The sequence below is a fragment of the Nonomuraea sp. NPDC049378 genome (assembly GCF_055586745.1).
In genome coordinates, this window is sequence record NZ_JBVJHP010000039.1 from 39,818 (window position 1) to 62,306 (window position 22,489).

At 70.5% G+C, this 22,489-nt stretch carries 28 protein-coding genes; 16 read left to right on the plus strand and 12 right to left on the minus strand.

Annotated features, from left to right (window positions below; genetic code table 11):
- The first annotated feature begins 311 nt into the window (after positions 1-311).
- The 3 genes from ACZ6SA_RS47200 to ACZ6SA_RS47210 all read left to right on the plus strand — a co-directional run bounded on the left by ACZ6SA_RS47200 (position 312) and on the right by ACZ6SA_RS47210 (position 2,798).
- Positions 312-1,601 carry a sensor histidine kinase gene (locus ACZ6SA_RS47200; RefSeq protein ID WP_347650647.1) on the plus strand — a complete coding sequence of 430 codons (1,290 nt, stop codon included), beginning with the start codon at positions 312-314 and terminating at the stop codon, positions 1,599-1,601.
- A complete protein-coding gene (locus ACZ6SA_RS47205) occupies positions 1,594-2,259 on the plus strand; it encodes a response regulator transcription factor (RefSeq protein ID WP_347650646.1) in 666 nt (221 codons plus the stop codon). The genes ACZ6SA_RS47200 and ACZ6SA_RS47205 overlap by 8 nt, the downstream gene beginning before the upstream one ends.
- A gap of 200 nt (positions 2,260-2,459) precedes the next feature.
- Complete coding sequence (locus tag ACZ6SA_RS47210; protein ID WP_347650645.1) at positions 2,460-2,798, plus strand: VOC family protein; 339 nt, start codon at positions 2,460-2,462, stop codon at positions 2,796-2,798.
- A gap of 24 nt (positions 2,799-2,822) precedes the next feature.
- Here the strand turns inward: ACZ6SA_RS47210 and ACZ6SA_RS47215 are convergent, their stop codons facing one another.
- From ACZ6SA_RS47215 to ACZ6SA_RS47230, 4 genes are all read right to left on the minus strand, one after another.
- Positions 2,823-3,050, minus strand: a complete 228-nt coding sequence (locus tag ACZ6SA_RS47215; protein ID WP_465835877.1) for a hypothetical protein — start codon at positions 3,048-3,050, stop codon at positions 2,823-2,825.
- Positions 3,051-3,154: 104 nt separating this feature from the next.
- Positions 3,155-3,580, minus strand: coding sequence for a DUF5980 family protein (locus ACZ6SA_RS47220; RefSeq protein ID WP_347650643.1), 426 nt, complete (start codon positions 3,578-3,580; stop codon positions 3,155-3,157).
- Positions 3,581-3,777: 197 nt separating this feature from the next.
- Positions 3,778-4,140, minus strand: a complete 363-nt coding sequence (locus ACZ6SA_RS47225; RefSeq protein WP_347650642.1) for a hypothetical protein — start codon at positions 4,138-4,140, stop codon at positions 3,778-3,780.
- A 281-nt stretch (positions 4,141-4,421) separates the two neighbouring features.
- Positions 4,422-4,631, minus strand: coding sequence for a MarR family winged helix-turn-helix transcriptional regulator (locus ACZ6SA_RS47230; RefSeq protein WP_347650641.1), 210 nt, complete (start codon positions 4,629-4,631; stop codon positions 4,422-4,424).
- A gap of 126 nt (positions 4,632-4,757) precedes the next feature.
- Between ACZ6SA_RS47230 and ACZ6SA_RS47235 the strand changes: the two genes are divergently transcribed.
- The 4 genes from ACZ6SA_RS47235 (at position 4,758) to ACZ6SA_RS47250 (ending at position 7,815) form a co-directional block, all read left to right on the plus strand.
- Entirely contained in the window at positions 4,758-5,030 is a 273-nt protein-coding gene (locus ACZ6SA_RS47235) for a hypothetical protein (RefSeq protein WP_347650640.1), read from the plus strand.
- A gap of 93 nt (positions 5,031-5,123) precedes the next feature.
- Entirely contained in the window at positions 5,124-5,984 is an 861-nt protein-coding gene (locus tag ACZ6SA_RS47240) for an enoyl-CoA hydratase (protein ID WP_347650639.1), read from the plus strand.
- A gap of 107 nt (positions 5,985-6,091) precedes the next feature.
- Positions 6,092-7,195, plus strand: coding sequence for an LLM class flavin-dependent oxidoreductase (locus ACZ6SA_RS47245; protein WP_347650638.1), 1,104 nt, complete (start codon positions 6,092-6,094; stop codon positions 7,193-7,195).
- Positions 7,192-7,815, plus strand: coding sequence for an NAD(P)H-dependent oxidoreductase (locus tag ACZ6SA_RS47250; RefSeq protein WP_347650637.1), 624 nt, complete (start codon positions 7,192-7,194; stop codon positions 7,813-7,815). The genes ACZ6SA_RS47245 and ACZ6SA_RS47250 overlap by 4 nt, the downstream gene beginning before the upstream one ends.
- Here the strand turns inward: ACZ6SA_RS47250 and ACZ6SA_RS47255 are convergent.
- Positions 7,798-8,142, minus strand: a complete 345-nt coding sequence (locus ACZ6SA_RS47255; RefSeq protein WP_347650636.1) for a helix-turn-helix domain-containing protein — start codon at positions 8,140-8,142, stop codon at positions 7,798-7,800. The two genes, ACZ6SA_RS47250 and ACZ6SA_RS47255, sit on opposite strands and share 18 nt — an antisense overlap.
- Positions 8,143-8,174: 32 nt before the next feature.
- On the minus strand, positions 8,175-9,101 hold the full coding sequence (locus ACZ6SA_RS47260; protein WP_347650635.1) for an LLM class F420-dependent oxidoreductase: 927 nt from the start codon (positions 9,099-9,101) through the stop codon (positions 8,175-8,177).
- 266 nt (positions 9,102-9,367) lie between these two features.
- Here ACZ6SA_RS47260 and ACZ6SA_RS47265 point away from each other — a divergent pair, with 266 nt between their 5' ends.
- Positions 9,368-9,841 (plus strand): MarR family winged helix-turn-helix transcriptional regulator, encoded by a 474-nt coding sequence (locus tag ACZ6SA_RS47265; protein WP_347650634.1) that lies wholly within the window; start codon positions 9,368-9,370, stop codon positions 9,839-9,841.
- Positions 9,842-9,999: 158 nt separating this feature from the next.
- Here the strand turns inward: ACZ6SA_RS47265 and ACZ6SA_RS47270 are convergent, their stop codons facing one another.
- The gene (locus tag ACZ6SA_RS47270) at positions 10,000-11,841 is read right to left on the minus strand and encodes a serine hydrolase domain-containing protein (protein WP_465835883.1); all 1,842 of its coding nucleotides are present in this window, start codon (positions 11,839-11,841) and stop codon (positions 10,000-10,002) included.
- A gap of 112 nt (positions 11,842-11,953) precedes the next feature.
- Between ACZ6SA_RS47270 and ACZ6SA_RS47275 the strand changes: the two genes are divergently transcribed.
- The 6 genes from ACZ6SA_RS47275 to ACZ6SA_RS47300 all read left to right on the plus strand — a co-directional run bounded on the left by ACZ6SA_RS47275 (position 11,954) and on the right by ACZ6SA_RS47300 (position 16,315).
- Positions 11,954-12,439 carry a GNAT family N-acetyltransferase gene (locus tag ACZ6SA_RS47275; RefSeq protein ID WP_465835885.1) on the plus strand — a complete coding sequence of 162 codons (486 nt, stop codon included), beginning with the start codon at positions 11,954-11,956 and terminating at the stop codon, positions 12,437-12,439.
- Between the two features lie 475 nt (positions 12,440-12,914).
- Complete coding sequence (locus ACZ6SA_RS47280) at positions 12,915-14,108, plus strand: sensor histidine kinase (protein ID WP_465835887.1); 1,194 nt, start codon at positions 12,915-12,917, stop codon at positions 14,106-14,108.
- On the plus strand, positions 14,105-14,788 hold the full coding sequence (locus ACZ6SA_RS47285; RefSeq protein ID WP_347650631.1) for a response regulator transcription factor: 684 nt from the start codon (positions 14,105-14,107) through the stop codon (positions 14,786-14,788). Before ACZ6SA_RS47280 ends, ACZ6SA_RS47285 begins: the two co-directional genes overlap by 4 nt.
- A gap of 68 nt (positions 14,789-14,856) precedes the next feature.
- A complete protein-coding gene (locus tag ACZ6SA_RS47290; RefSeq protein WP_347650630.1) occupies positions 14,857-15,528 on the plus strand; it encodes a class I SAM-dependent methyltransferase in 672 nt (223 codons plus the stop codon).
- A gap of 186 nt (positions 15,529-15,714) precedes the next feature.
- Positions 15,715-16,008, plus strand: coding sequence for a hypothetical protein (locus ACZ6SA_RS47295; protein WP_347650629.1), 294 nt, complete (start codon positions 15,715-15,717; stop codon positions 16,006-16,008).
- 58 nt (positions 16,009-16,066) lie between these two features.
- A complete protein-coding gene (locus tag ACZ6SA_RS47300; protein WP_347650628.1) occupies positions 16,067-16,315 on the plus strand; it encodes a hypothetical protein in 249 nt (82 codons plus the stop codon).
- 537 nt (positions 16,316-16,852) lie between these two features.
- On the opposite strand, the gene ACZ6SA_RS47305 is transcribed toward ACZ6SA_RS47300, so the two are convergent.
- Together ACZ6SA_RS47305 and ACZ6SA_RS47310 are read right to left on the minus strand one after the other, a co-directional pair.
- Entirely contained in the window at positions 16,853-17,308 is a 456-nt protein-coding gene (locus ACZ6SA_RS47305) for a GbsR/MarR family transcriptional regulator (protein ID WP_347650626.1), read from the minus strand.
- 46 nt (positions 17,309-17,354) lie between these two features.
- Entirely contained in the window at positions 17,355-17,981 is a 627-nt protein-coding gene (locus ACZ6SA_RS47310) for an FMN-binding negative transcriptional regulator (protein ID WP_465835891.1), read from the minus strand.
- Between the two features lie 34 nt (positions 17,982-18,015).
- Here ACZ6SA_RS47310 and ACZ6SA_RS47315 point away from each other — a divergent pair, with 34 nt between their 5' ends.
- On the plus strand, positions 18,016-19,344 hold the full coding sequence (locus ACZ6SA_RS47315) for an aminotransferase class I/II-fold pyridoxal phosphate-dependent enzyme (RefSeq protein WP_347650624.1): 1,329 nt from the start codon (positions 18,016-18,018) through the stop codon (positions 19,342-19,344).
- Positions 19,345-19,356: 12 nt separating this feature from the next.
- Here ACZ6SA_RS47315 and ACZ6SA_RS47320 read toward each other — a convergent pair whose 3' ends face one another.
- The 3 genes from ACZ6SA_RS47320 to ACZ6SA_RS47330 all read right to left on the minus strand — a co-directional run bounded on the left by ACZ6SA_RS47320 (position 19,357) and on the right by ACZ6SA_RS47330 (position 21,635).
- Positions 19,357-20,487, minus strand: coding sequence for a Dyp-type peroxidase (locus ACZ6SA_RS47320; RefSeq protein WP_347650623.1), 1,131 nt, complete (start codon positions 20,485-20,487; stop codon positions 19,357-19,359).
- Positions 20,484-21,011, minus strand: coding sequence for a copper chaperone PCu(A)C (locus tag ACZ6SA_RS47325; RefSeq protein WP_465835894.1), 528 nt, complete (start codon positions 21,009-21,011; stop codon positions 20,484-20,486). The genes ACZ6SA_RS47320 and ACZ6SA_RS47325 overlap by 4 nt, the downstream gene beginning before the upstream one ends.
- Positions 21,012-21,098: 87 nt before the next feature.
- Positions 21,099-21,635, minus strand: a complete 537-nt coding sequence (locus ACZ6SA_RS47330; RefSeq protein ID WP_465835896.1) for an MFS transporter — start codon at positions 21,633-21,635, stop codon at positions 21,099-21,101.
- Positions 21,636-21,712: 77 nt separating this feature from the next.
- Between ACZ6SA_RS47330 and ACZ6SA_RS47335 the strand changes: the two genes are divergently transcribed.
- Positions 21,713-22,426, plus strand: coding sequence for a hypothetical protein (locus ACZ6SA_RS47335; RefSeq protein ID WP_465835898.1), 714 nt, complete (start codon positions 21,713-21,715; stop codon positions 22,424-22,426).
- Positions 22,427-22,489 lie beyond the last annotated feature (63 nt).

Here is a 22,489-nt window from a genome sequence, read left to right on the forward strand (position 1 = left end):
CCCCCCCCCCCCTCCCCCCCACCCCCCCCCCCCCCCCCCCCCCCCCCCCGCTCCCCCCCCCCCCCCCCCCCCCCCCCCCGCGGCCAGCGGGAGCGTGAGGGCGATCGCCATCCCGGCCGAGATCAGGCTTCGGGTTCTCATGGGCTCCAGGCTCGGATACCGCAGCCGCCCGCCGCGTCGGAGACGGATCCGATTTCCGCATCGGCCGCAGGGCGGACGGCGCCGCTCGCACCGGGGCTCGGGTCAGACCAGGGGATGACGGACTCCGGTCGGACGACCGGGGACCTGCCGCGCTGCTACCGTCACGCTGTATGGGCGGCTTCCCAATGCGGTTCTGGAAGCGCTCGGCACCGGCCCCCGGGACGGGCACGGCACGCAGCGTGTTCGCCCGCCTGGTCGGTCACCGGGCGCTGATCGGCTACGACGTGGCCGTCGTCGTGCTGTTCGGCCTGCTCGGGGTGGTCCCCGAAGCCCTCACCTCCCGGAACGCCCCGCCGTCTGCGGGGTTCCTGATGAGCGTGGTGCTCGTCTCGGCGGCGGTGGCAGTGCCGATCGCGGTCCGCCGGGTGTGGCCGGTCCCCGCGTTCGCCGCCGGGCTGGTGGTCGGCACCGCGATCATGCTCGTGCCGACGAGCATGGCCGTCGGGCCTTTTCTCGTCGCGATGACGCTGTACACGGTGGCGCTCACCCCTGCGCGCCGGCGCGCGGTGACCGCCCTGCTGCTGGCGATGGCCGCCACCGGGCTCGGTTTGGGGCTCAGGATCGCCGGGATGCCACCGGATCCCTACACCGGCTCGCCGGGCCCTTACTACGCCATCGGCGGCACCTGGCTCGTGCTGGCGGCGGTGTGGACCATCGCCCGCGGCCAGCACGAGCGGCGGGCCCAAGCGATTCGCACCGCCCACCAGCTCGCGGACCGGGCGGTGGTCGAGGAGCGGCTGCGGATCGCCCGAGATCTGCACGACATCGTCGCGCACAGCATGAGCCTGATCGCTGTCAAGGCCGGGACTGCCGGCTACCTGCAGCGGCTCCGCCCGGACAAGGCCGACGACACGTTGCGGGTCATCGAGGCGGCGAGCCGCGGCGCGCTCATCGAGATGCGCCGGATGCTTCACGTGATGCGGTCCGACACAGACTCCGGCACCGACGACATGTCGGCCACGCTGGGGCCCATTCCCGGCATCGGCGGGCTGTCCTCGCTGGCCGATCAGGTTGCGGCCGCAGATGTGCTCGTCGACCTCGACGTGCACGACGTGGAGCGGCTGCCGGACAGCGTCGGGCTCACGGTCTACCGCATCGTGCAGGAGGCCCTCACCAACGTGGTCAGGCACGCGGCGCCGGCGACGTGTCACGTCGTGATCAGCGGCCGCGCGCCCTCGGTAGAGATCGAGATCACCGATGACGGGCGCGGCGCCCCGCGGGTGTCCGGCGTTTCCGGTGACGGGCATGGTCTCATAGGCATGCGGGAGCGGGTCGCCACGTACGGCGGCGTGCTCACCGCGGGTCCTCGGCCCCAGGGCGGATTCGCGGTCCGCGCCAGCATCCCCTACGCGCCCGTCGACGAAGCCGTCCGTGAAGCCATGGGAGCCGGGCGTGAGTGATCCGATTCGGGTGCTCGTCGTCGACGACCAGGCGTTGCTGCGCGGCAGCTTCCGGGCACTGATCGACGCCGTACCTGGAATCACGGTTATCGGCGAGGCCGGCACCGGCGCCGCGGCCGTGGAGCTGGCCTCGCGCGAGCGTCCGGACGTCGTGCTGATGGACGTGCGGATGCCGGAGATGGATGGCATCGAAGCCACCCGCCGCATCTGCGCGGCGCCGGAGACGGCCAGCGTGCGGGTGCTCATCCTCACAACATTCGACCTGGACGCCTACGTCTACGCGGGGTTGCGCGCAGGCGCCAGCGGGTTCCTCCTCAAGGACACCCCGCCGGACGGCCTGCTCACCGCGATCCGGGTGGTCGCCGCCGGAGAAGCGCTGCTCGCCCCCACGGTCACCCGCCGGTTGATCGCCGAGTTCGCCCGGCGCCCGGCGACGCCGCCGTTCGCGCCGAGCCTGGACGGGGTCACCGACCGGGAACGCGAGGTGCTCACCCTGATCGCGCGCGGGCTGTCCAACGCCGAGATCTGCGCGCAACTGCACCTCAGCCCCGCCACCGTCAAGACCCACATCGGTCGGCTGCTGGCGAAGGTGCACGCTCGCGACCGCTCCCAGCTCGTCATCGCCGCCTACGAGGCCGGCCTGGTGACGCCCGGCTGACCCGGCCGCGCGGCCGGCCCGACGCGCGACCGTGCACGGCACCGCACCGACGTTCACGGGTGACTCGTGGCAGGCTGTCCAGAAAGCTCATGGTGGGTGAGGTGGCGGCGGTCGCCGTTGGTGCCGCCGGGCGGCGATGAGTTTTGGGCGCCTGCGGGGTCGGTATCGGTGACACATCGACCGTGCCTATGGAGGACGACATGGGGCAGTACCTCTTCGCCGGCATCCCCGTCACCGACTACGCGGCGGCGCTGCCGTGGTATGAGCGGCTTTTCGGCGGGCCGCCCTCGTTCCTGCCGAACGACATCGAGGCGGTCTGGGAGACGGCCGAGAACCGCTACATCTACATCATCCAGGACCCGGAGCGGGCGGGGAACGCGTTGGTGCTGCAGTTCGTCGACGACGTGGAGGGGCGGGTCGCCGAGATCGCCCGGCGCGGCATCGAGCCGGCCGGGCGCGAGACGTACGAGAGCGTGACCAAGGTGATCTACCGCGACGCGGAGGGCAATGAGATCAGCTTCGGCGGCGGCCCGGGATGACGTTCCCCGGCCGCGTGGGCTGTTTCAGCTGCGGGAGTCGTCGCCGTGCTCGATCAGGTACTGCTCTTCCAGGCCGGCCGTGTCCTCGCCCTCGGCTTCGTAGAGGTTGGTGGACCAGGGGATCGCACACGGCGGACGATGGCCGGGGTCGGGGCACAGCAGGCGCTGCACCTGCTCCTTGATCTCCCGCGCCTGCTCCTCGGTGGCGTACAGCTCCACGTGCAGGTCCCACCGGGTTCTGTCGTCTGCCATGCCTCTATCATCGCGGGCGGTCGGGAGTGTCCGGTTCGTGGCTCGCGTGCCGGTTCCGGACACTCCCGCCTGCTCCGCCAGGGATCACGTGGCGTCGATCATGGCTAGCACCAGGCCTTGACGTTGATGGTGACGGGGTTGGACTCGGTCCGCGTGCCGTCCGAGGCGGTTAACCGCGACTCGTACGTCCCGGCCGGTAGCGGCGGGAACGTCAGCCCGATCCAGCCGTTGATCGTGGTGGATCCGTCCTCCGGGTCGGTGTAGTTGGATCCGGGTGGGATCGGCGCGCTCTCGTCGGTCGAGCCGGGGGGCAGGTTCTTCATCCCCATGTGGATGGTCGTGGACCAGCTTCCGACGACCGCGGCAATGAGGTAGGTGCGGTGGCTGTAGTTGGCTTGCACACATATCTTCTGGTGGGAGTGCTTCAGTTCCCATGTGCTCGCCTGGGCCGGGGTGGTGCTGGACAGTGCGAGTGCCGCGCCGGCCGTCGCGCCGAGCGCCAGCCTGGCGGTTCGCTTGATCGTTCGCACGGCTGCCTCCTTGGTGTCTCTGCTTCGGACGTCCTTGCCTGTTCAAAATTAAACTAGTCAAGGATCAAGGAAAAGGCCCTTGACGCCTTCCGTCTGGTGCAGGGCGGCTGCGTCGAGCCGTCGTGATCGTCTGGTAGCGGCGTCGGTCCGGCAGGTGTGTCGGTGATGAACTCCGTCATCGCCGGTTGGGGCGGGCCTCAGATCCGCAGCGCTCCCGTGGACCGGTAACGCACCTTCACCCAAGCAACCGCCTCTGGCGGAGGTCTGACGGACCTACTCCTGCCCCTCGCCAGAGGCGAGATGACCTTGAGCGCTGACTCCTTCGCACCGCCTTGACCTTGAGTGGGGAGAAGCTCGGCGAGGTGACATTGCCGCCTCGGGGCGTGCCCTTCCAAGTGCAGCTCCGGAAGGCCGACGTACACGTCGGTGCCGCTCGGGTCGGGGCCGGGGTCGCGCAGTGTGAACACCAGCACCATCCGCTCGGCCTGCAGCTGCCGCGCCACGAACGCGAGAGTCTGCGCGGAGGCCGCGTCCAGCCACTGCGCGTCGTCACCCGGCACAGCAGCTGTCGTTCCTCGGCGACCTCGGCCAGCAGGCTGAGCGTGGCCAGCCCGACCAGGAACCGATTCGGTGGATCGCCGGCGCGCAGCCCGAACGCCACACCCATGGCGGCCTGCTGCGGGTGCCAGCCGCCACTCCGCCGGGCTGTGCCCCTCGGAGATCTCTCGGTTTGCACTGATCATCGCGACTCTCCGGGCGCGTTGCGACGCCCACGATGAAGCTGATGGCGGCGTCTGCAGCGACTCCATCTTGTGAGCTCAGTGGTTGAGCCCATGGCCACTCAGACGCGCGGGATCTCGGAGGAGTTGTGGACCTGTCGTACGGCACGTACGTGCGCGGGCGCGGCGCGCTCGATGGTCGCTCGTCCTGTCTCGGTGATGCGGACGAAGGCGCCGCGGCCGTCCTCGGGGCAGCCCTGGCGGGACACCAGGTCCCGCTTCTCCATCCGGGCGACGTGGTGGGAGACCCGGCTGCGCCGTCGTTCAGCCACGGAATGTCGTTCGTCACAGCCACAGGGGACAGCGTAGCAGGGAAGGTGACACATCATGTATGGTCCATGTCATATAGGTGACGCATCACGCATATTGTGACGTGGTCTGACGTGAGGAGTACCGACGTGAGCAGCACCCCGACGACGACCGCGCGCGCCGCGGGCGTCTCACCAGAGACCCTCCGGAAGATCGAGACAGGCCGCGTGGCCACCTCCTCGGCCCCGACCATCGCTGCGATCGCCGACGCCGCCGTCGCCCGCATGATCCGCGCGGCCGGGTACGCACCGGTCCGCATCGGCGGCATCGGCCAGTCCATCCGCCTGGAAATCTTCGGCGACCCCCGCGAGGTCACCCTCGGCAGAACCCTCACCGAGGACGAGGCGCGCCGGCTCGTATGACGCAGCCGCTGGCGGCGACCGCTGACCAGCATGGCCACCGAGAAGCATCACCCATGAGAGAAGAGGACCGACATGACGACGAATGGACTTCCCGTGTCAGTGAAGCTCGGTGAGCGCGTGACCTACGACGTGCCCGTCGAGCGTGTCGCCCGCGCGACGCTCACCCGGTCCGAGCAGGGCAACCTGCAGGACGTCCACCTGCTCTACCAGCTCGACGCCGCCTACCGACGTGCCGCGGCCGACGACTCGATCTCCGTGCTCGTGCTCGCGGCAGAAGGGGACGACTTCTCGATCGGGCACGACGTAGAGGCCCTGTTCAGCACCGACGGGATGGACCAGGTGACGTTGGAGGGCGGTCTCGGCCTCGGCGGTGTCGAGGGTGACATGGCCTGGGAGAACGAGGTGTTCATCCAACTGCATTGGCGCTGGCGCAACTTCCCCAAGCCCGTGATCGCCGCTGTGCAGGGACGGGTCCTGGCCGGCGGCATGATGATCATGTGGCCTGCCGACCTGATTGTGGCCAGCGAGGACACGCGCTTCGCCGACCCGGTCACGGCGTTCGGCATCGGCCAGGTCGAGCTGTTCATGCACCCGTGGGAGTTCGGCGCCCGGAAGGCGAAGGAGCTGCTGTTCACCGGTGACGTCATCACCGCGTCCGAGGCGAAGGACCTCGGCATGGTCAGTCGGGTCGTCCCGCGCGCGGAGCTGGAAACGGCCGCGCTGGAGCTCGCGCGGCGGATCGCGACCCGCCCGACCGTGGGGCTGAAGATGGCGAAGAAGGCGGTGAACCAGACCCTGGACATCCAAGGCCAGTGGAACGCGGTGCAGGCAGCGTTCCACCTCCACACGCTCGGGCACGCGCACAGCCGCATCAAGCACAACGGCGCCTACATCGACCCCGCCGGGTTCGGACTGACGCGCGAGCTCTGGGGACTGCCCGACACCGACGTGTGACAGCAGGCGCCATAAGCCTGCCTGCACAGCCGCCATCGCGCGAGGGCCTTCCATCACCCACGACGAGTCGGCCCTCGCGCACCCACGACGCACCAGAAGGAACCAACATGAGTATCGCTGCCAGCAACGCTGCGACCGAGGCGCAGCCGTCCCCGTTCGACATCGGCTTCATGACGTTCGTCGAGATCACCGAGGACCCGCACACCGGCGCGCTCCCGTCACCGCACCAGCGGGCGCGGGAGACCATCGAGCAGGCCCGGCTCGCCGACCAGGTCGGCCTCGATCTGTTCGCTGTCGGGGAGCACCACCGCACCGACTTCGTCGGCTCGGCCCCGCCGATGGTCCTGGCCGCAGCCGCCGAGGCGACCGAGAAGATCCGCCTGACCAGCTCGGTCACAGTACTCAGCTCCGAGGACCCGGTCCGCGTGTGGGAGCAGTTCGCCACGCTCGACCAGTTCTCCGGCGGCCGGGCAGAGATCATCGCCGGCCGCGGCTCGTACACGGAGTCGTTCCCTCTGTTCGGCTATGCCCTGACCGACTACGCCGACTTGTTCCGCGAGAAGCTCGACCTCCTGCTCAAGATCCGCGCCCAGAACCCCATCACCTGGAACGGGCGGTTCCGCCCGGCGCTGGACAACGCCGACATCGGCCCACGCGCGCTCCAGGACGAGCTGCCGATATGGGTGGGCGTGGGCGGCACCCTGGCGTCCGCGATCAGCACCGGCCGCCTCGGGCTGCCCATGGCCATGGCCCTTTTGCTCGGGCCCATCACGTTCCACGAGCAGACGATCGAGATGTACCGCGCCGCCGCCCAGCAGGCCGGGCACGACCCTTCTACACTGCGCACCAGCATCAACCTGCACGGGCATGTCGGCCGCACCAGCCAACTCGCACGCGACATCATGTACCCGTACTTCGCCCAGGGCATGATGGACAACAACCACCAGCGCGGCAGTGGGTTCAGGATGCCCCGGGCTGCGTTCGACGCCCAGACCGCTCCGAACGCCGGCCTCGTCGTCGGGAGCCCGCAAGAGGTGATCGACAAGCTGCTCACCTACCACGAGATCTACGGCCTGGACCGCGCCCTCATCCAGATGGGCTTCGGCGGCATGCCGCAGAAGGACGTGCTCGACGCCATCGAACTCCTCGGCACCGAGGTGGCTCCCGTGGTGCGCCGCGAGGTCGCCGCAAGAAAGGAGAAGGTGGCGTGACCGCCGTACCCGACGCACCCGTCATCGTCAACGTCACCCCCGCCGACGGCACACCTGACCGCACGCTGCGCGTCGTGGTCGTCAACGGCAGCCCGAGCGAGAAGTCCAAGACCATGGGCCTGGTCGACGTCGTCCTCCAAAGCCTGAGCAGCACGCTCGCCCCCACGGGCGCCGCGGTCCACCAGACCCGGATAGACGTCTACCGGCTCGGCCCCGCGTTCACCGGAGCCGTCGAACGAGACCAGATCGCACCGGAGGTCGAGGCCGTACTCCGCCAGGCCGAGGAGGCCGACCTGCTGATCGCGGCCACCCCGGTGTTCCGCGGTTCGTACACCGGCCTGTTCAAGCACTTCTTCGACCTGATCGACCAGTACGCGCTCGCGAACAAGCTGGTCTTCCTGGCCGCCACCGGCGGCGGCGACCACCACGCACTCGTCCTGGAACACGCACTGCGACCCCTGTTCGGGTTCTTCCAGGCGATGACCGTCCCGGTGGCCGTCTTCGCTTCGTCGGGCGACTTCGACGGCACCACTCTGCTCAACCCTCGCGTCTACGGACGCATCGAGATGGCGATCACCGACGTGCTCGACCTGCTCAGCACCTCACAGACCAGGGGCTGACCACACGCAGACGGACGCCCTCTCGCCACACGTACCTGTTCGGCGGTCAGGCGCCGGACGTCCCAGATCAGCGCGGCAACGTGGGCGGCTGTCGGCGGGTGCGGTCGGCGGGTCCTCCGGCAGGCGCTCGCAGGCGGCGCGGTAGTGCTTCAGGCGCGGCCCGTAGAGGCCGTCCCTGTCGCCGAAGGCCGCGTACAAGGACCCCTGCCCGAGCCCCAGGAGCTGGGTCAGATCGCGCACGGTGGTCGCCTCGTAGCCGCGTGTCCAGAACAGCTCCATCGCGCGGCTCACCGCCGCCTCGGTGTCGAACTCCCGGGTCCTTGCCATGACCCGAGTCGTTGGAGGGCTTCTGCCGTGGTTCAGATCCCGGTTGCTCGCGCCTTCTCGTACACCTCGGCGGCGACGTCCTTGAACTCCTGGGCGTCGCGCGGACCCACCTGAAGGTCGATGAGGATCTCCTCGAAGCCGATCCCGGCGTGCGCGGCCAGGTCTTCGACGATCTGCTCGGTGTTGCCCTGGAAGAGGGCACGGTCGGGGCCCTCGTACGGCTTGGGCGTGTAGTCGGCATTCGCCCGCAGCACCGTCTGGATCGGCTTGGTGCGTCCACGCTCAGCCGCCAATTCCCGCAGGTCGCGCCACTGGGCAGCGGTCTGCTCAACACCCATGGCCAGGGGGAGCCAGCCGTCGGCGTGGTCGACGAGGCGGCGCTGGGCCTGCTTGTTGCCGCCGGCCAGCAGGATCGGGACCGGCCGGGCGGGCTTGGGACCAACCACGGCGGACGCGATCCGGGTGGTCTCGCCGTCGTACGTCACCGGGTCGCGGCCCCACACCGCCCGGCAGACGTTGATCACCTCGTCCAACGCCTTGCCGCGCTCTTCAAAGGGCCGGACGCCCGCGGCTGCGTACTCGTCGAGCGACCAGCCCGAGCCGAAGCCCGCGACCACGCGGCCGCCGCTCGCCGCGTCCAGCGTGGCGAGGGACTTGGCGAGTTGGAACGGCGGGTGCAGCGGCGCCACCAGCACGGACGTGCCCAGCCGTACCCGTTCGGTGACCGCGGCCGCCAGGGACAGCGTGATCAGGGGTTCGGCCACGGAGCGGTAGTAGTCGGGCCAGGCCAGGCCGGGAATGCCGAACAGGCCCTGCGTGGCGGGTTCGGGGAAGAGGGTGCGTTCGTAGGCCCACAGGCTCTGGTATCCGATCTGCTCGGCGGTGCGAGCCACGTCGGGCACGTCCTTGCCGGCGTACTGGCGGTTCTGAGGCAGGCCAAGTCCGAGTGCGGTTGCCATGATCTGTCAGTTCCTCACGTGGTTCTGTGCGCTATCGCTATCTGGTCGGGAGGGGACGACTTCGTTGACGTCTACGTCGGGTGGTTGCTCGATGGCGTAGGCGACGGCGGCCGCGATCGCGTCGGCGGAGGGGCGAGCCGTAGCGCGGTGGCGTGCCCGATGCCGCTGCTCGCCCCGGTGATAAGTGCCACTTTCAAGTCGTGATGCATCACCTATATGACATGGACCATACATGATGTATCACCTTCCCTGCTACGCTGTCCCCTGTGGCTGTGACGAACGACATTCCGTGGCTGAACGACGGCGAGCAGCACATGTGGCGCGAATGGATGCACCTCAACGCCGAACTGCTGGCGACGCTCAACCGCGACATGCAGACCGACTCCGGCCTGTCCAACCCCGACTACCAGGTGCTCGTCGTGCTGACCGACTCCGCAGACGGACGCAGCCGGATCTCCGACCTGGCCACGGAATTGCAGTGGGAACGCAGCAGGGTCTCCCACCACGTCGCCCGGATGGAGAAGCGGGACCTGGTGTCCCGCCAGGGCTGCCCCGAGGACGGCCGCGGCGCCTTCGTCCGCATCACCGAGACAGGACGAGCGGCCATCGAGCGCGCCGCGCCCGCGCACGTACGCGCCGTACGACACCTGGTCTTCGACGCGCTCACCGCCGACGAGGTGACCCAGCTCAGCGAGATCTTCCACCGACTACGGTCACGCGTCGCCCGATCGGCCGGATGAACGGGCCCACAACTCCTCCGAGATCCCGCGCGTCTGAGTCGATTCGAACGTGTCAAGAATGAAGGAAAAGGCCCTTGCCGCCTCCCGGTAGCCGGACCTCCAACCCGTCAAAGCCGAGGGGAGTTAGCGGTCCCCGCGTCGGCTGCCGTCCGTCTCGGTCAGGACCACCCGTAGACGGATCTGACGGCGGCGGCGATCTCGTTCACCAGGCCGAAGTCGTCGCCGTTGGCGAGGATCGCGTAGCCCGCCCCCAGCTCCGGATAGCCCTTGAACACCGACTTGAAGCCGTAGTTGGAGCCGTCATGGGTGTAGGCGAAGTTCTTGGTCCCGACGCCGGAGACGAACAGGCCGCGGCCCATGCCGCTCTGCGGACCGGGGGTGAGCAGGCTGCGCACGGACGCCCGGTTGAGCGGGCCGGCCACGTCGCCGGAGGCGGTCCAGGCCTTGTTGAGGTAGCACACGAGCCGGCACAGGTCCTGCACGGTGGTGTAGAGGCCGGCGGCGGCCGACTCGGGGTAGCGGTTGCGCTTGCCGGGAATGACCGCGCCCGTGGTGGTGTGGCCCGCGGCCCGCTCGAAGCCGGGCTCCAGCGCGTACGAGCTGGTCCTCATGCCGAGCGGGGTGAACACCTGCTGGTCCATGTACTGCGTCAGGGACTGTCCGGTCTCTTCCTCGATCATCCGCTGCAGCAGGACGAAGCCGGCTCCGGAGTAGTGGTATCCGGTGCCGGGATCGGTGGTGAGCTCGATCTCGGGGGTGTTGCCCTGGCCGTTCATGACCTGCAGCAAGGACGGCACGGTGACGCCGGGGCCGTACCCGGGGAAGCCGCCGCCCCCGGAGGAGAAGCCGGAGCAGGCGTCGAGCGGGTAGGTGGAGCCGCGCCCGGCGATGCCGGCGCGATGGGTGAGCACGCGCTCGATCGTCGGCGTCGCCTTGAGGGTGACGCAGTCGCGGCGTGGCAGCGTCCAGCCGAGGTAGGGGCGGATGTCGTCGGTCAGCGGCTTGCCGAGCGTCTGCATGAGGCGCAGCACGCCGACCGCGGCGACGGCCTTGCTGATCGATGCGGCCTGGAAGGCGCTTTCGGGATGTACGGCCGCCGCGCCGCCGGCCTCCAGCCGGCCGTAGCCGGTGGACCAGGCGATGCGGTTGCCGGTGACCACCGCGACGGCCACGCCGGGCGTCTTGTAGGTGCTCATACGCCGCCAGATGTCGGCGCCGCCCACCGCGTTCTCCACCTTGCGCACCGGGTCGGCCGGCAGGGCGGGCAGCGTGCCGCGCGAGCACAGCGACCAGCCGTCGTTCGCCGGCGAGAAGGCCACGTTGTGCACCTCCCAGCCGGCGGCGATCATGTCCTTCAGCTCGGTGCGGCACTCGCCGTCGATGTCGCGGCCGTGGAACTCGTCCTGCGCGACGACCAGCCATCCTCCGGTGTACGGGAACGCGACCCGGGTGACGCGGCGGCCGCCCTGCTCCAGGTTGCGCATCATCTGGTAACACTCGTCGTCGATGCCCCGGGCGAAGGTGTCCCCGGCGGCCACCACCACCCACCGGTTGCCCCCTGACGGCGGGAAGGCGACGTGCCCCACCTGCTGTCCCGCGGCGTAGTAGGCGGTGATGCGCTGGTGGCACTCCTCCGGGATGTTCCGCGCCGACACCCCCTTGTCCGTGGTGATCAGCCACCGGTCGCCGCCCTCGGGCGGGAATGCCACGCAGTGGATGCGCCGGCCCGCGGTGACCAGCTTCTTAAGCTCGGTGAAGCAGGCGTCGGGGATGCCGCGGGCGAAATAGCGGCCGTCGGCTGTGACCATGACCCAGCCGTTGGACGGGGTGAAGGCGAATGAGGTGATGCGGTAGGGGGCCAGCTCCTTCATCTTGACGTGCGTCTCTTCGGGGATCCGCCGGTTGAACGACGGGTAGCCGGCGGCCAGCGCGGGCTCCGCGAGCCCTCCGACGGCGGCGCCCGCGGCTCCGGCCAGCGTGAGAAAACGTCTCCTGTCCATCTGGGGTCACTCCTCAAGGTCAACGTTTGTCCTCGGGAATGCTGGCATGGAGGAGGCGGGCACGGGGAAATCTCGTGGCGCCCGCGCTGCCGGATGGGACACGATCTTCCCCATGACGACGCCCACCGTTCAGGTCCGGCCTGCCACGCGGGGCGATGCCGCGCTGCTGGCGCGGCTGAACGACTTCGTGCACACGGTCCACGTCGCGGGACGGCCGGACGTCTTCCGCACGGCCTCCTCGCGGGACGAACTCGTCTCGCTCTTCGACGCCTTTCTGGAACGCGAGAACTCCGTCGCGTTCATCGCCCTGGCCGCGGGCGAGGCCGCCGGTTATGCCACGGCGACCCTCCACGATCGTCCGGGCGACGTGCTCATGCGGCCGAGAAGCTTCGTCTTCCTCGAGCATCTCGCCGTGGATCCCGGCGCGGCGCGTACGGGGGTCGGCACCGCCCTGGTCGATGCCGTGCGTACGGTGGGAAAGGAGGCGGGCTGCTCCAGCCTTCTCACTGACGTGTGGGACTTCAACACCAGGGCTCTGGACTTCTTCGACGCCGTGGGGTTCGTGCCGGTGCGGCACTGGCTGGAGCGGCCGTTGTAGGGGTCGACGGGCACCGGAAAGGAGGCAGGCTGCCCCGGTCTCCACAGTGGCAAAAGTGGGGATGAATTTCGTCGCCGTGCGGCGTTGCGGGGAACAGCCGGCGCTCCTGTCGAGTTTCCGCGTTTTCGCAGTGAAACGCCGCGTGCCTCAGTTTCCCGTGGAGTTGGACGCCGTCACCGCACCGACCCGCAGCTGGGTCTCTTCCACCTTCACCATGACCGGGCGTCGTTTCATCGCTGCCCCTTCGTTGGATGGGTTCTCTGCCCTATCCTTGCCCACGCGCGGTCCATTGACAAACTTCACACCTGAATTGTCATCTGCATAGTCAGCACATTCACGAATGGATTCCCCCGTGGCCGGTCGATTTCCATCCGGCACGGCGTACGCGCTTGACACAGACTGATCGGAGAGGGGCTGACGCGCGAGGCAGGGAGATCGGGTGAGTGACCGGGTGAGACATGGTGCGCGGTGGGTCTTGGCGTTCGACGCGGAAGGCGCGGAAGGCGCGGGGCTCGCCCTGCCGCTCCGCTCGGCGGTGACCCTGCCGCTCGTGGGCGCTCTCGGGGTGGTGCTGGCCGCGATCGTCTGGCACACGCTGCTCGACGACTACGGCGTACGCAACGTGACGGCCGGCACGCTGGGGCTGGCGACGGCGATCGCGCTGATGGTGTCCCGCTTCCGGCCCAGGGCGGCGTGGTGGTTGTCGCTGGTCGCGGCCGTGGCGGCGGCGGTGACGTCCCATGCCCAGCTGGACGGGATGGTGTGGCCCGCGCCCGTGCTGGTCGCGCACGTGTCCGTGCTGGGCCTGGTGGGGTTCGGGTCCAGGCACGTGCTGCTGGCCGAGATGTGGCTAGGCACGCTGGCGGCCGGGATCGTCCTGTGGGCGGGGCTGCCGGGCGAGCAGACGCTGGTGAGCCTGATGGACATGTCGTTGTTGTCGGGCATGGTGTTGATCACCGTGGGAGCGCTCGGCGGTCATCGGGAGGCGTTGCGCCGGGTGGCCCTGGCGGACCAGAAGGCGCTGGCGGAGCAGACCCGCTCCGCCCTTCTGGAAGAGCGCGCCAGGATCGCGCGGGAGCTGCACGACGTGGTGGCCCACCACATGTCGGTCGTCGCGGTGCAGGCCGAGGCGGCACCCTACCGGGTGCCCGATCCTCCCCCGGAGCTGGCGAGGAGCTTCGCCACGATCCGGTCGAGCGCGGTGGAGGCGCTCACCGAGCTCCACCGCATTCTCGACCTGCTCAGGAACGGCACGGACGAGGCGAGCCCGCAGCCGACCCTCCACCGGCTGGGGGAGCTCGTGGGCCGGCTGCGGGCGGCCGGCACGCCGGTGACCCTGCGCGTCGACGGCGAACGCAGGCCGCTCCCTCCGGGGGTGGAGCTGTCGGCGTACCGGATCGTGCAGGAGGCGCTGAGCAACGCGCTCCAGCACGCTCCGGGCGCACAGGTCGGCGTCGAGGTGGCGTACGAACCTGGCGATCTTCGCATCCGCGTCGAGAACGACCCGCCACCCCACCCGCCTCCCCCGCCCGCCCGACCCGGGCACGGCCTGCTCGGCATGCGCGAGCGCGTGGCCATGCTGGCCGGTGACCTGCGGGTGGGGGCGCGGCCGGACGGAGGCTACGAGGTGACGGTACGGTTGCCGCTCGGCGGGACGGAGGCCAGGTGAGCATCCGGGTGCTGATCGCCGACGACCAGTCGATGGTCCGCGAGGCGTTCGCCGTGCTGCTCAACGCCCAGCCTGACATCGAGGTGGTGGGCGAGGCCGTCGACGGCGACGACGTGCTGGTCAAGGCCGCCGCGCTGACGCCCGACGTCGTGCTGATGGACGTGCGCATGCCGGGGACCGACGGGCTGGAGGCCACGCGCCGCCTCGCCGGGCGGACCAAGGTGCTGATGCTCACCACCTTCGACCTCGACGAGTACGTCTACGAGGCGCTGCGCGCCGGCGCCAGCGGCTTCCTGCTGAAGAAGGCCACGGCGCGGGAGCTGAGCGACGCCGTACGCATCGTCGCGAACGGGGACGCCATGCTGGCGCCGTCCGTCACCCGCCGGTTGATCAGTGCCTTCGCCCGGCTGGGCCCGCCACGGCCGTTCACCGGGGAGGCTCAGGGCCCGCTGACCCCGCGGGAGAGCGAGATCCTGACGCTCATCGCGCACGGCCTGTCCAACACCGAGATCGCCGGCAGTCTCGTCATCGCGGAGCAGACCGTGAAGAGCCACGTCAGCAACATCCTGACGAAGATCGGGGTGCGCGACCGCACCCAGGCGGCGGTGTACGCGTTCCAGACCGGGCTGGTCACCCCCTACGGCGGAGCTAGATCCCACGATCCCCCTGCAGCGCCATGACATGCCGGCGGTGCCGCTCGTAGGTTCGGGGCACGATCACTGCCGCGAAAGGTCTGGTGTCGTATCCCGTGTCCCGAATCCCCGAGCTGCTGCATCGCACCCTTTTCCGGACCGTCTCCCTTCTCGGCCCGCGGGCTCAGGGGAAGGTGCTGCACCGGTATTTCGACTGGTGGCATCGCCGGCCCGACCCGTGGTCGCTCGCCACGGACTCGTACGAGCGCCGTAAATACCGGGCCACGCTCGACCAGCTGCCCGAGGGGACGTACGCCCGCATCCTGGAGGTGGGGTGCGCCGAGGGCGTCTTCACGCAGATGCTGGCGACGGCCTGGCCGGATGCCGGGATCACGGGGCTCGACGTGTCGGAGAGGGCGCTGGGACGCGCCAGGGAGCGCGCGGTCGGGGATGGCGCGCGTGTCCGGTTCGTCCACGCCGACCTGCTCGGCTACGAGGAGCGGGACCGGTACGACCTGGTGTTCTGCGCGGAGACCCTCTACTACATCGGGCGTGGCGACAGGCTGCGCAGGGCCTCGGAGCGGCTGCGTTCGCTGCTGGCGCCTGGAGGTGTCCTCGTTCTCGTGCACCCGTGGCCGGAGGCGGAGCGGCTGCACGGGTTCATCGAGGGAAGCCCGGCGGTCACGAAGCTCGCCGAGCGGGTGGAACGGGACGCTTCACGGCCCTATGCCGTCTCCGTCTACCGGGCCGGCCCATCCCGCCCGCAGCTGACCGGGGCCGTCTCGTGACAGGGCCTCGGCCACCTCGCCAACGCCTACCATAGACGGAGATATCACCTCTAAGTAGGCAGGCGATGACATAGGGCAATGTAGCGTTCACGTGTGGTCTCCGGCTCACGAAGGATCGAGCGGCCTGGACGGAAGCGGTGGTTGACCCTTCTGATCGGGGTCGTCCTTTGTGTGGGCGTGTGGCCGATGCCGTGGCAGCCTGTGCACGCCGCCTCGGTCATCCACGGAGACTCCGTCCACGTCGACCACGGTGACGGGCGGGACGACTCGTGCCCGCCTCGACGCTCGGCGTTCAAGCGGCACGTCGGAAAACCGGCGGGCGGCAGGTGCGCCGGCGGCGGGGTCCTGGCGCCTCTGCCCTTTCCCGGACGCGATCACGAGCCTCCGCGTGCCCGGTTCAAGCCACCGCGCCCGCGGCTCGTCAGGCACTGGCGTACGGGCGTCGACCGGCTCACCCACCTGGGCATCTGGCGCATCTAGGCCGGCGGGAACACCTTCCTGCCCGTCTGACCGCGCCGATCCCAGGAGGCGATTCATCGTGCGCGAAACCGATTCATCTGTCGAGACCTGGTCATTCCAGTGCCAGAACTGCCACACCATCTGGCAGGACACCTACGAAGCCCGGCACCATGCGGACTTCGGCGGCGAGTTCATCGTCTGGCGGCACCGCGGCGCCATCAGCATGCCGCCCTGGTTGCACGCCGGCTGTTCCGCCTGCCCGGGCGCGTCCGTCAAGGTGATCCCGCTCGGGGGCAACGTGCCCTACCAGGGGCGCGCCGGCATGTGAGCGTGGCGGGGTACGCGGCGGACACCGCGTACCCCGCCCTATGGTTCGAAGATTTTTCATGCGTGGTGGATCGATCCACCAGGGTCGGTAGCGTCCGCGTCGGCAAATGCTGATGCTGGACGGCTGGCGGGACAACGGCACCTCCTACACGGTTCGGGTGACGAAGGAGCAGTAAACGCCCGGGGTTCCACACCAGATCACGCTGAAGGCGTGGGGAACGATGGACCTGGTGACCCGTGCCTGACGGACTGGTTGTCCACAGGGTTGTGGACAGGCCGGCGCACGGTGGACGGAGCCCTTGTCAGCCCATTCGGGCGAGGCGATATCAGGTTGTTACGCGCCAGAGCCGGAGCGTGACGAATCATCGCATTAGGTGATGATGCAAGGTCAAAGGGGGTGTGCGGCGGATTCGGCGACGGGTTCTCCGCCGGCGTGGAGACCACTGGCCGTGCCGCGGCTCCGGCTCCGCCGGGCTGGGTCAAGGCTCCCGAGGTGACGGTGTTATCCACAGGGAGGGCTGGTTATCCACAGTGTTGTTCACTCCGCCCCCGCCTCGACCTGGTGGAGCGCGTCGGCGATGGATTTCCGGGCGGCTCGGATGCGCGCCGTCCGGGCCAGGTCGCGCCAGCCCAGCCGCAGGCCCTCGGCGGCCAGCTCGTCGAACGCGGCGAACACGGCCAGCTTCTGCCGGACGATCTTGGCCCAGGCGTCGTCCTCGATCGCGTAGTAGACGTTGCGCTCGCCGGTCTTGCGGAAACGGCGGATGAGCCTGTGGGACGTCAGCAGGTGCAGGTTGGTCGTCAGGGACGCGCGGCTGGCCCCGATGGTCCCGGCGATGTCGGACGCGGTCTGCTCCGGCGGGTCGCACACCATGAGCCAGCCCAGGATCCGGCCGCTGATGGGGGCGAGTCCCCACTCCTCGGAGACGAACGCCGCCACCCGCTCGACCCAGGCGAGGACCCGCTCACGGCCGGGACCATCCTGCTCGCTCATGCGAACATTGTAACGCTAAGCAGTCATATCGGTACTTTCTGCTGTCTCATACCGCCCTGCTCAGCCGCCTGAGCTGCTGCTCCCTGGCGCCCGCGTCGTGCGGCAGGTCACGCGCGGCGAGTTCGGCGGCGATGCGCTCGCGCTGTTCCGCCGGCCGGTGGTCGTCGAACTTGAACTTGGCCCGCACCCCCACCACCTCCAGCCGCAGCCCTCGAATGGCCGGCAACATCCGGTGGTACGGCCCCGAGTCCGCGCGCGTCTCGCCGTGGTCGCCGTCCGGCTGGTGGTGGGCGAGCTGGCGGCGCAGGATCTCCATCTTGCCCTCCTTGCCGTCCACGATCTCGGCCACGCAGGTGAGCTGCACCGACGCGTAGTAGCTGGTCGGCACGCCGGTCTCGGGCGAGTCGGCCCGCCAGCCGGTGGGGATGTAGGCGTAGTCGTCGTGCACGCTCACCACCACCGTGGGGCAGGCCTCGATCGCCGGCCAGATCGGGTTGGGCCTGGCCAGGTGGAGCACGACCTCCTTGCCGCCGTCGAACAGGAAGTGCGTGGGCACCAGGATCGGCGGGCCGCCGTTCACGCCGTTCGCGGCGAGCTGGCCGAAATCCCGCGCACGGAGCCAGGTCTGCCACTCTTCCCTGTCGCGGGCCGCGTCCCACGGATGAATCAGCACCCGAACCTCTTTGTATTAGTACATAATTATATTTGTGCTAGAAACATACACGATTGCCGGTGGGTCGGCCAGCGAGATAGCGGCGGGGGTCGAGGCCGCCGTGTCCGAAGGGCGGCTGCCGCCCGGCCGCATGCTGCCACCCGTGCGCGAGGCGGCCGCGTCGGCCGGGGTCAGTCCCGGCACGGCGGCGGCGGCGTACCGGCTGCTGCGCGAGCGCGGGGTCGTCGAGACGGCCGGGCGGCGTGGCACGCGGGTCAGGCCGCGCCCGGCCAGCACGTTCCGTGAGGAGATCCGCATCGAGGTGCCTCCGGGGGTGCGCGACCTGTCCCAGGGCAACCCCGACCCCGCCCTGCTGCCCGCCCTGCACGAAGCCCTCGCCGCCGCGGCCCGCGCGCACGAGGAACGGCCCGCGCTGTACGGAACGGACGACGACGAGGAGCTGCTCGCCCTGGCCGGGGCCCGCCTGCAGGCGGACGGCCTGCCGCCCGCGCCGCTGGCGATCACCTCCGGCACCCTCGACGCCGTCGAACGGGTGCTCGCCGCCCACCTGCGCCCCGGTGACGCGGTCGCCGTCGAGGACCCCGGCTGGACGTCCCTGCTCGACCTGGTCACCGCCATGGGGCTGCGGATCGTGCCGATGCGGCTGGATGACGACGGGCCGCTGCCGGACGAGCTCGGCCGGGCCCTGCGGGCGGGGGCCCGCGCCGTGGTCGTCACGGCCCGCGCGCAGAACCCGACCGGCGCCGCCGTCTCCGCCGACCGCGCCGCCGCCCTGCGCGAGCTGCTGGCGGCGCACCCGGACGTGCTGCTCGTCGAGGACGACCACGGCTCGGGCTTCGTGGACCTGCCGCTGCACCCGCTGGCCGGCGTCACGCGGCGGTGGATCCTCGTCCGCTCGACCGCCAAGTCCCTCGGCCCCGACCTCCGCCTCGCCCTGGTCACCGGTGACCCGACCACGCTCGACCGGCTGCGCGGGCGCCAGCGGCTCGCGACCGGCTGGGTCAGCCACCTGCTGCAGCGCGCCGTCGCCCACCTCTGGCGTACGGAGGCGGTCGACACCGAGGCGGTGGCCGCGGCCTACGCGCGGCGCCGGGACGGCCTGGTGGAGGCGCTGGCCGTGCGCGGCATCACCGCGCACGGCCGCACCGGGCTCAACGTGTGGGTCCCCGTCGCCGACGAGTCCACGGCGATCACCCGGCTGCTGGCCCGCGGCTGGGCGGCCGCCCCCGGGGCCCGCAACCGGGTGGCCACGCCGCCGGCGCTGCGCCTCACCGCGGCCACGCTCGGGCAGGACGAGATCGGCGTGCTGGCCGACGACCTCGCCGCCGCCCTGCGTCCCGCCTCGACGGGCCGGTACGGCTGACCCGCTCCCCGGCTACCCCAGCAGCCCCTCCCCGATCCAGCCGCCGGGCGCGCACCCCGGCGGGATGGCGAAGACGGCCGAGCCGATCGCGGTGACCCACTCGTTGAGCAGGTCACCCTCGGCCAGCCGCCGCTGGATCGGCACGAACTGCCGCTCGATGTCCGCCTGGTAGGAGGCGAACAGCAGCCCGGAGTCCGACTCGCCGTCCTCGGTCAGACCCTCGTCGTAGTTGTACGGCCGGCGCAGGATCCGCTGCGCCGGATCCGCCACGTGGGCCCGCCTGATGTGGGCGTACTCGGAGATGACCGGGAACCCCAGGTGGTTCTTCCGGTCGAAGTCGGGCTCGTCGCGCTCGGCCCCGCCCGTCAGCGGGGCGCCGGTGTCGAGCCGCCGGCCGATGGTGAACTCCCTGGCCACGCGGTCGGCGGCGTCCCATGTCTCCAGGTGCATGCGCATCCTGCGCAACACCATCGTGGTGCCGCCGCGCATCCCGGCCGGGCCCTGATCGATCCAGACGGCTCTGTCCAGGTCGGTGGGGTTCACGGTGCCGTCGACCTGACCCATCAGATTGCGCTGCGTCCCCTCGCCGGCCCCGCCACGGAACCCGCGCTGGGTCCAGCGCACCCGGGTGAACGACCGCGCGTCCTTCACGATCATCCGTACGGCGTGCGCGACGGTCAGACCGTCGTCGGCGCACACCTGGACGAGCAGGTCGCCGCCGTTCCACCGCCTGTCCAGCTTGTCCGTCTCGAACGCGGGCAGCGGGCGGACCGGCGAATCCACCCCGGCCCTGTCGAACAGCCCCTCCCCGAAGCCGAAGGTGATCGTCAGCCCGGCGGGGGCGGCGGCCAGCTCCGGCTCGGTGTCCGCCAGGGCGGGCCGGCCCTGGGTCAGGCGGGCGGCGTCGTCGGTGAGCAGCTGGAGCAGCCGGACGACGGCCTCCCCGCGGATGCCCTTGCGCAGGTCGAACCCGACGAACACGGCGTGGACCTGCGGCGCCGTCGCCACGCCCGCCTGGTGCGGGCCGTGGAACGGCTCCACCCTCGCCCGCTCGGCGTGGGTCGGCGGCGGGGTCTCGCGGCGGGTGAAGGCGCCCGCCGCGGTGGCGGCTCCCCCGGCCAGCAGCCCCCTACGGCTGATCATTCGTGCCCCGGCTGGTAGTCCTCCTCGCCGCCGGCGAAGTCCTTGCCGACGGCGCTGAACTCGAGCGGCTGCCCGCCCTTCACCTGGAGCGTGAACGGCACCTTCGCCCCGGGCTTCACCTCTTCCGTGACGCCCATCAGCATGATGTGGTCGCCGCCGGGGTGGAGCTGGTGCGTGCCGCGCGCGGGCACCACGAACCCGCCCTCCTTGGGCCGCATGACCATCTTGCCGCCGGACTCGACGACCTCGTGCAGCTCGATGGTCGGCGACAGCGGCGACGCGCCGGACACGATGGTGACGTCGGTGTCGCCGTTGTTGACCAGCGTCCCGAAGGCCGCGGTCATCCCCTTCTTGACGGTCTTCACCCAGGGGTCGGTGATGGAGAGCCCGGCGGGCGCGGCCGCGGCCGCTGTCGTGGCGGTGGTGGCGGCGGGCGCGGACTCGGTGGTCGAGCCGCCGCCGCAGCCGGCCAGCGCCACCACGGCGGCGGCGAGCACGAGGGCATGACGAGAGAACATGGGCATGGCCTTTCTCCGCCCGGCAGGCCGAAGCAGGCCCTGCCGGGCGTGGGGTTGTCTATGGGAAGAAACCGTCCTGCCGCGACCCGGAGGTCAGGCGGCGACAACCCGCGGCGGACCCCTCCTGCTGACCACGTGGCGCAGCACGGCCGGGCGGAGCTCGCGCGGCTCCGCCGTCCACAGGGGTGTGGAGAAAGGAGTCGTGAGCGGCGGCAGCCAGATGACCAGCAGCCGCACGACCAGGCGTCGCAGCAGCGACCAGAGCGCGGCCTCGCCTCGGGCCAGCCACAGCGCGGTCATCGCGACCGCCCACCCGTGGGCGACCAGCATGCCGAGGTCGGGGACCAGCCCGGAGTGGAGGTGGCCGGCCATCTGGTGGGGCGTGGCCGCGTGCGACATCGAGAACAGCACGTGCATGACGACCTGGAGCGCCGCCAGCAGCGGCAGGATCACCGTGATCGAGCGCTCGCGCCCGGCCAGCGCGTACGCGGCCACGAGCGCCACCGCCAGCCCGCCCGCGGCGGCCGGAGCCGGCACGGGGGCGCCGCCGAGCACGTGGGCCGCCACGCCCAGGCCCAGGCAGACCACGGCGAACACCGTGGTGCGGGTGAGGCGGAGCGGCGCGGCCATACGCTTAGCATTCCATGGGGTCAGGCCGGTCCGTTCGGCACTCCTCCATCCCCTTACACACCGGCATAATCCACCTGATGCCGAAATTTCATGACCTGTCGGAATATGCGGCGACGATCGCCCCGATCATCGACGCGGCCCACGTCAACCTGCACGCCGCGGCACTCCGATCGGTCACTGACCTGGCCGAGTCGTCAGGCGTGACCCCCGGCCTGCTGGTCGACCTGCGGTTCACCCTCCCCCTGCGCCCGCTCACCCGGCCACAGCTGGCCACGCTCTACCGCTACGGCGACGCCGCGCTCCGCGAACTCGACGACCACCTGGGCGAGGGCACCATGACCGAGGACCCCGGCGGCCTGCTCCGGCCGACGCGCGAAGGGCTCGCGTTCATCCACAGGCTGTACGACCTGCACGCCGCCGCGGCCGAACGTGCCTGGGCCGGCCACGACCTGCTCGCGCTGGCCGGTCTGGCGGGACGGGTGCTCGACTCGGCCGAGCGCGTGCCGGGCGGCGCGCTGGAGGTGGCGGCGCCGCCGTACGAACCGGAGGGGACCTCGCCGGGGGTGCTGCTGTTCAACCGCATCGCCGCGCTGCGCCACCACCGCGCCGACGCCCACGCCATGGCCTGGCAGGCGCAGGGCCTGACCGCGGCCGGGATCGTCGCCCTGGCGGACGGGCCGCTGCGCGCCAGGATCGAGGCGGACACCGACCAGCGGGCCGCGGCGGCGTACCGGACCCTGTCGGCGGACGAACGGGACACCCTGCACGGCGGCCTGCTGAAGCTGGTCTGAACGCGCCGGGAGCTTCCCTCTGGTTTTCCGCGCGGCGACGCCAAGGTTCCAAAATGCCACCTC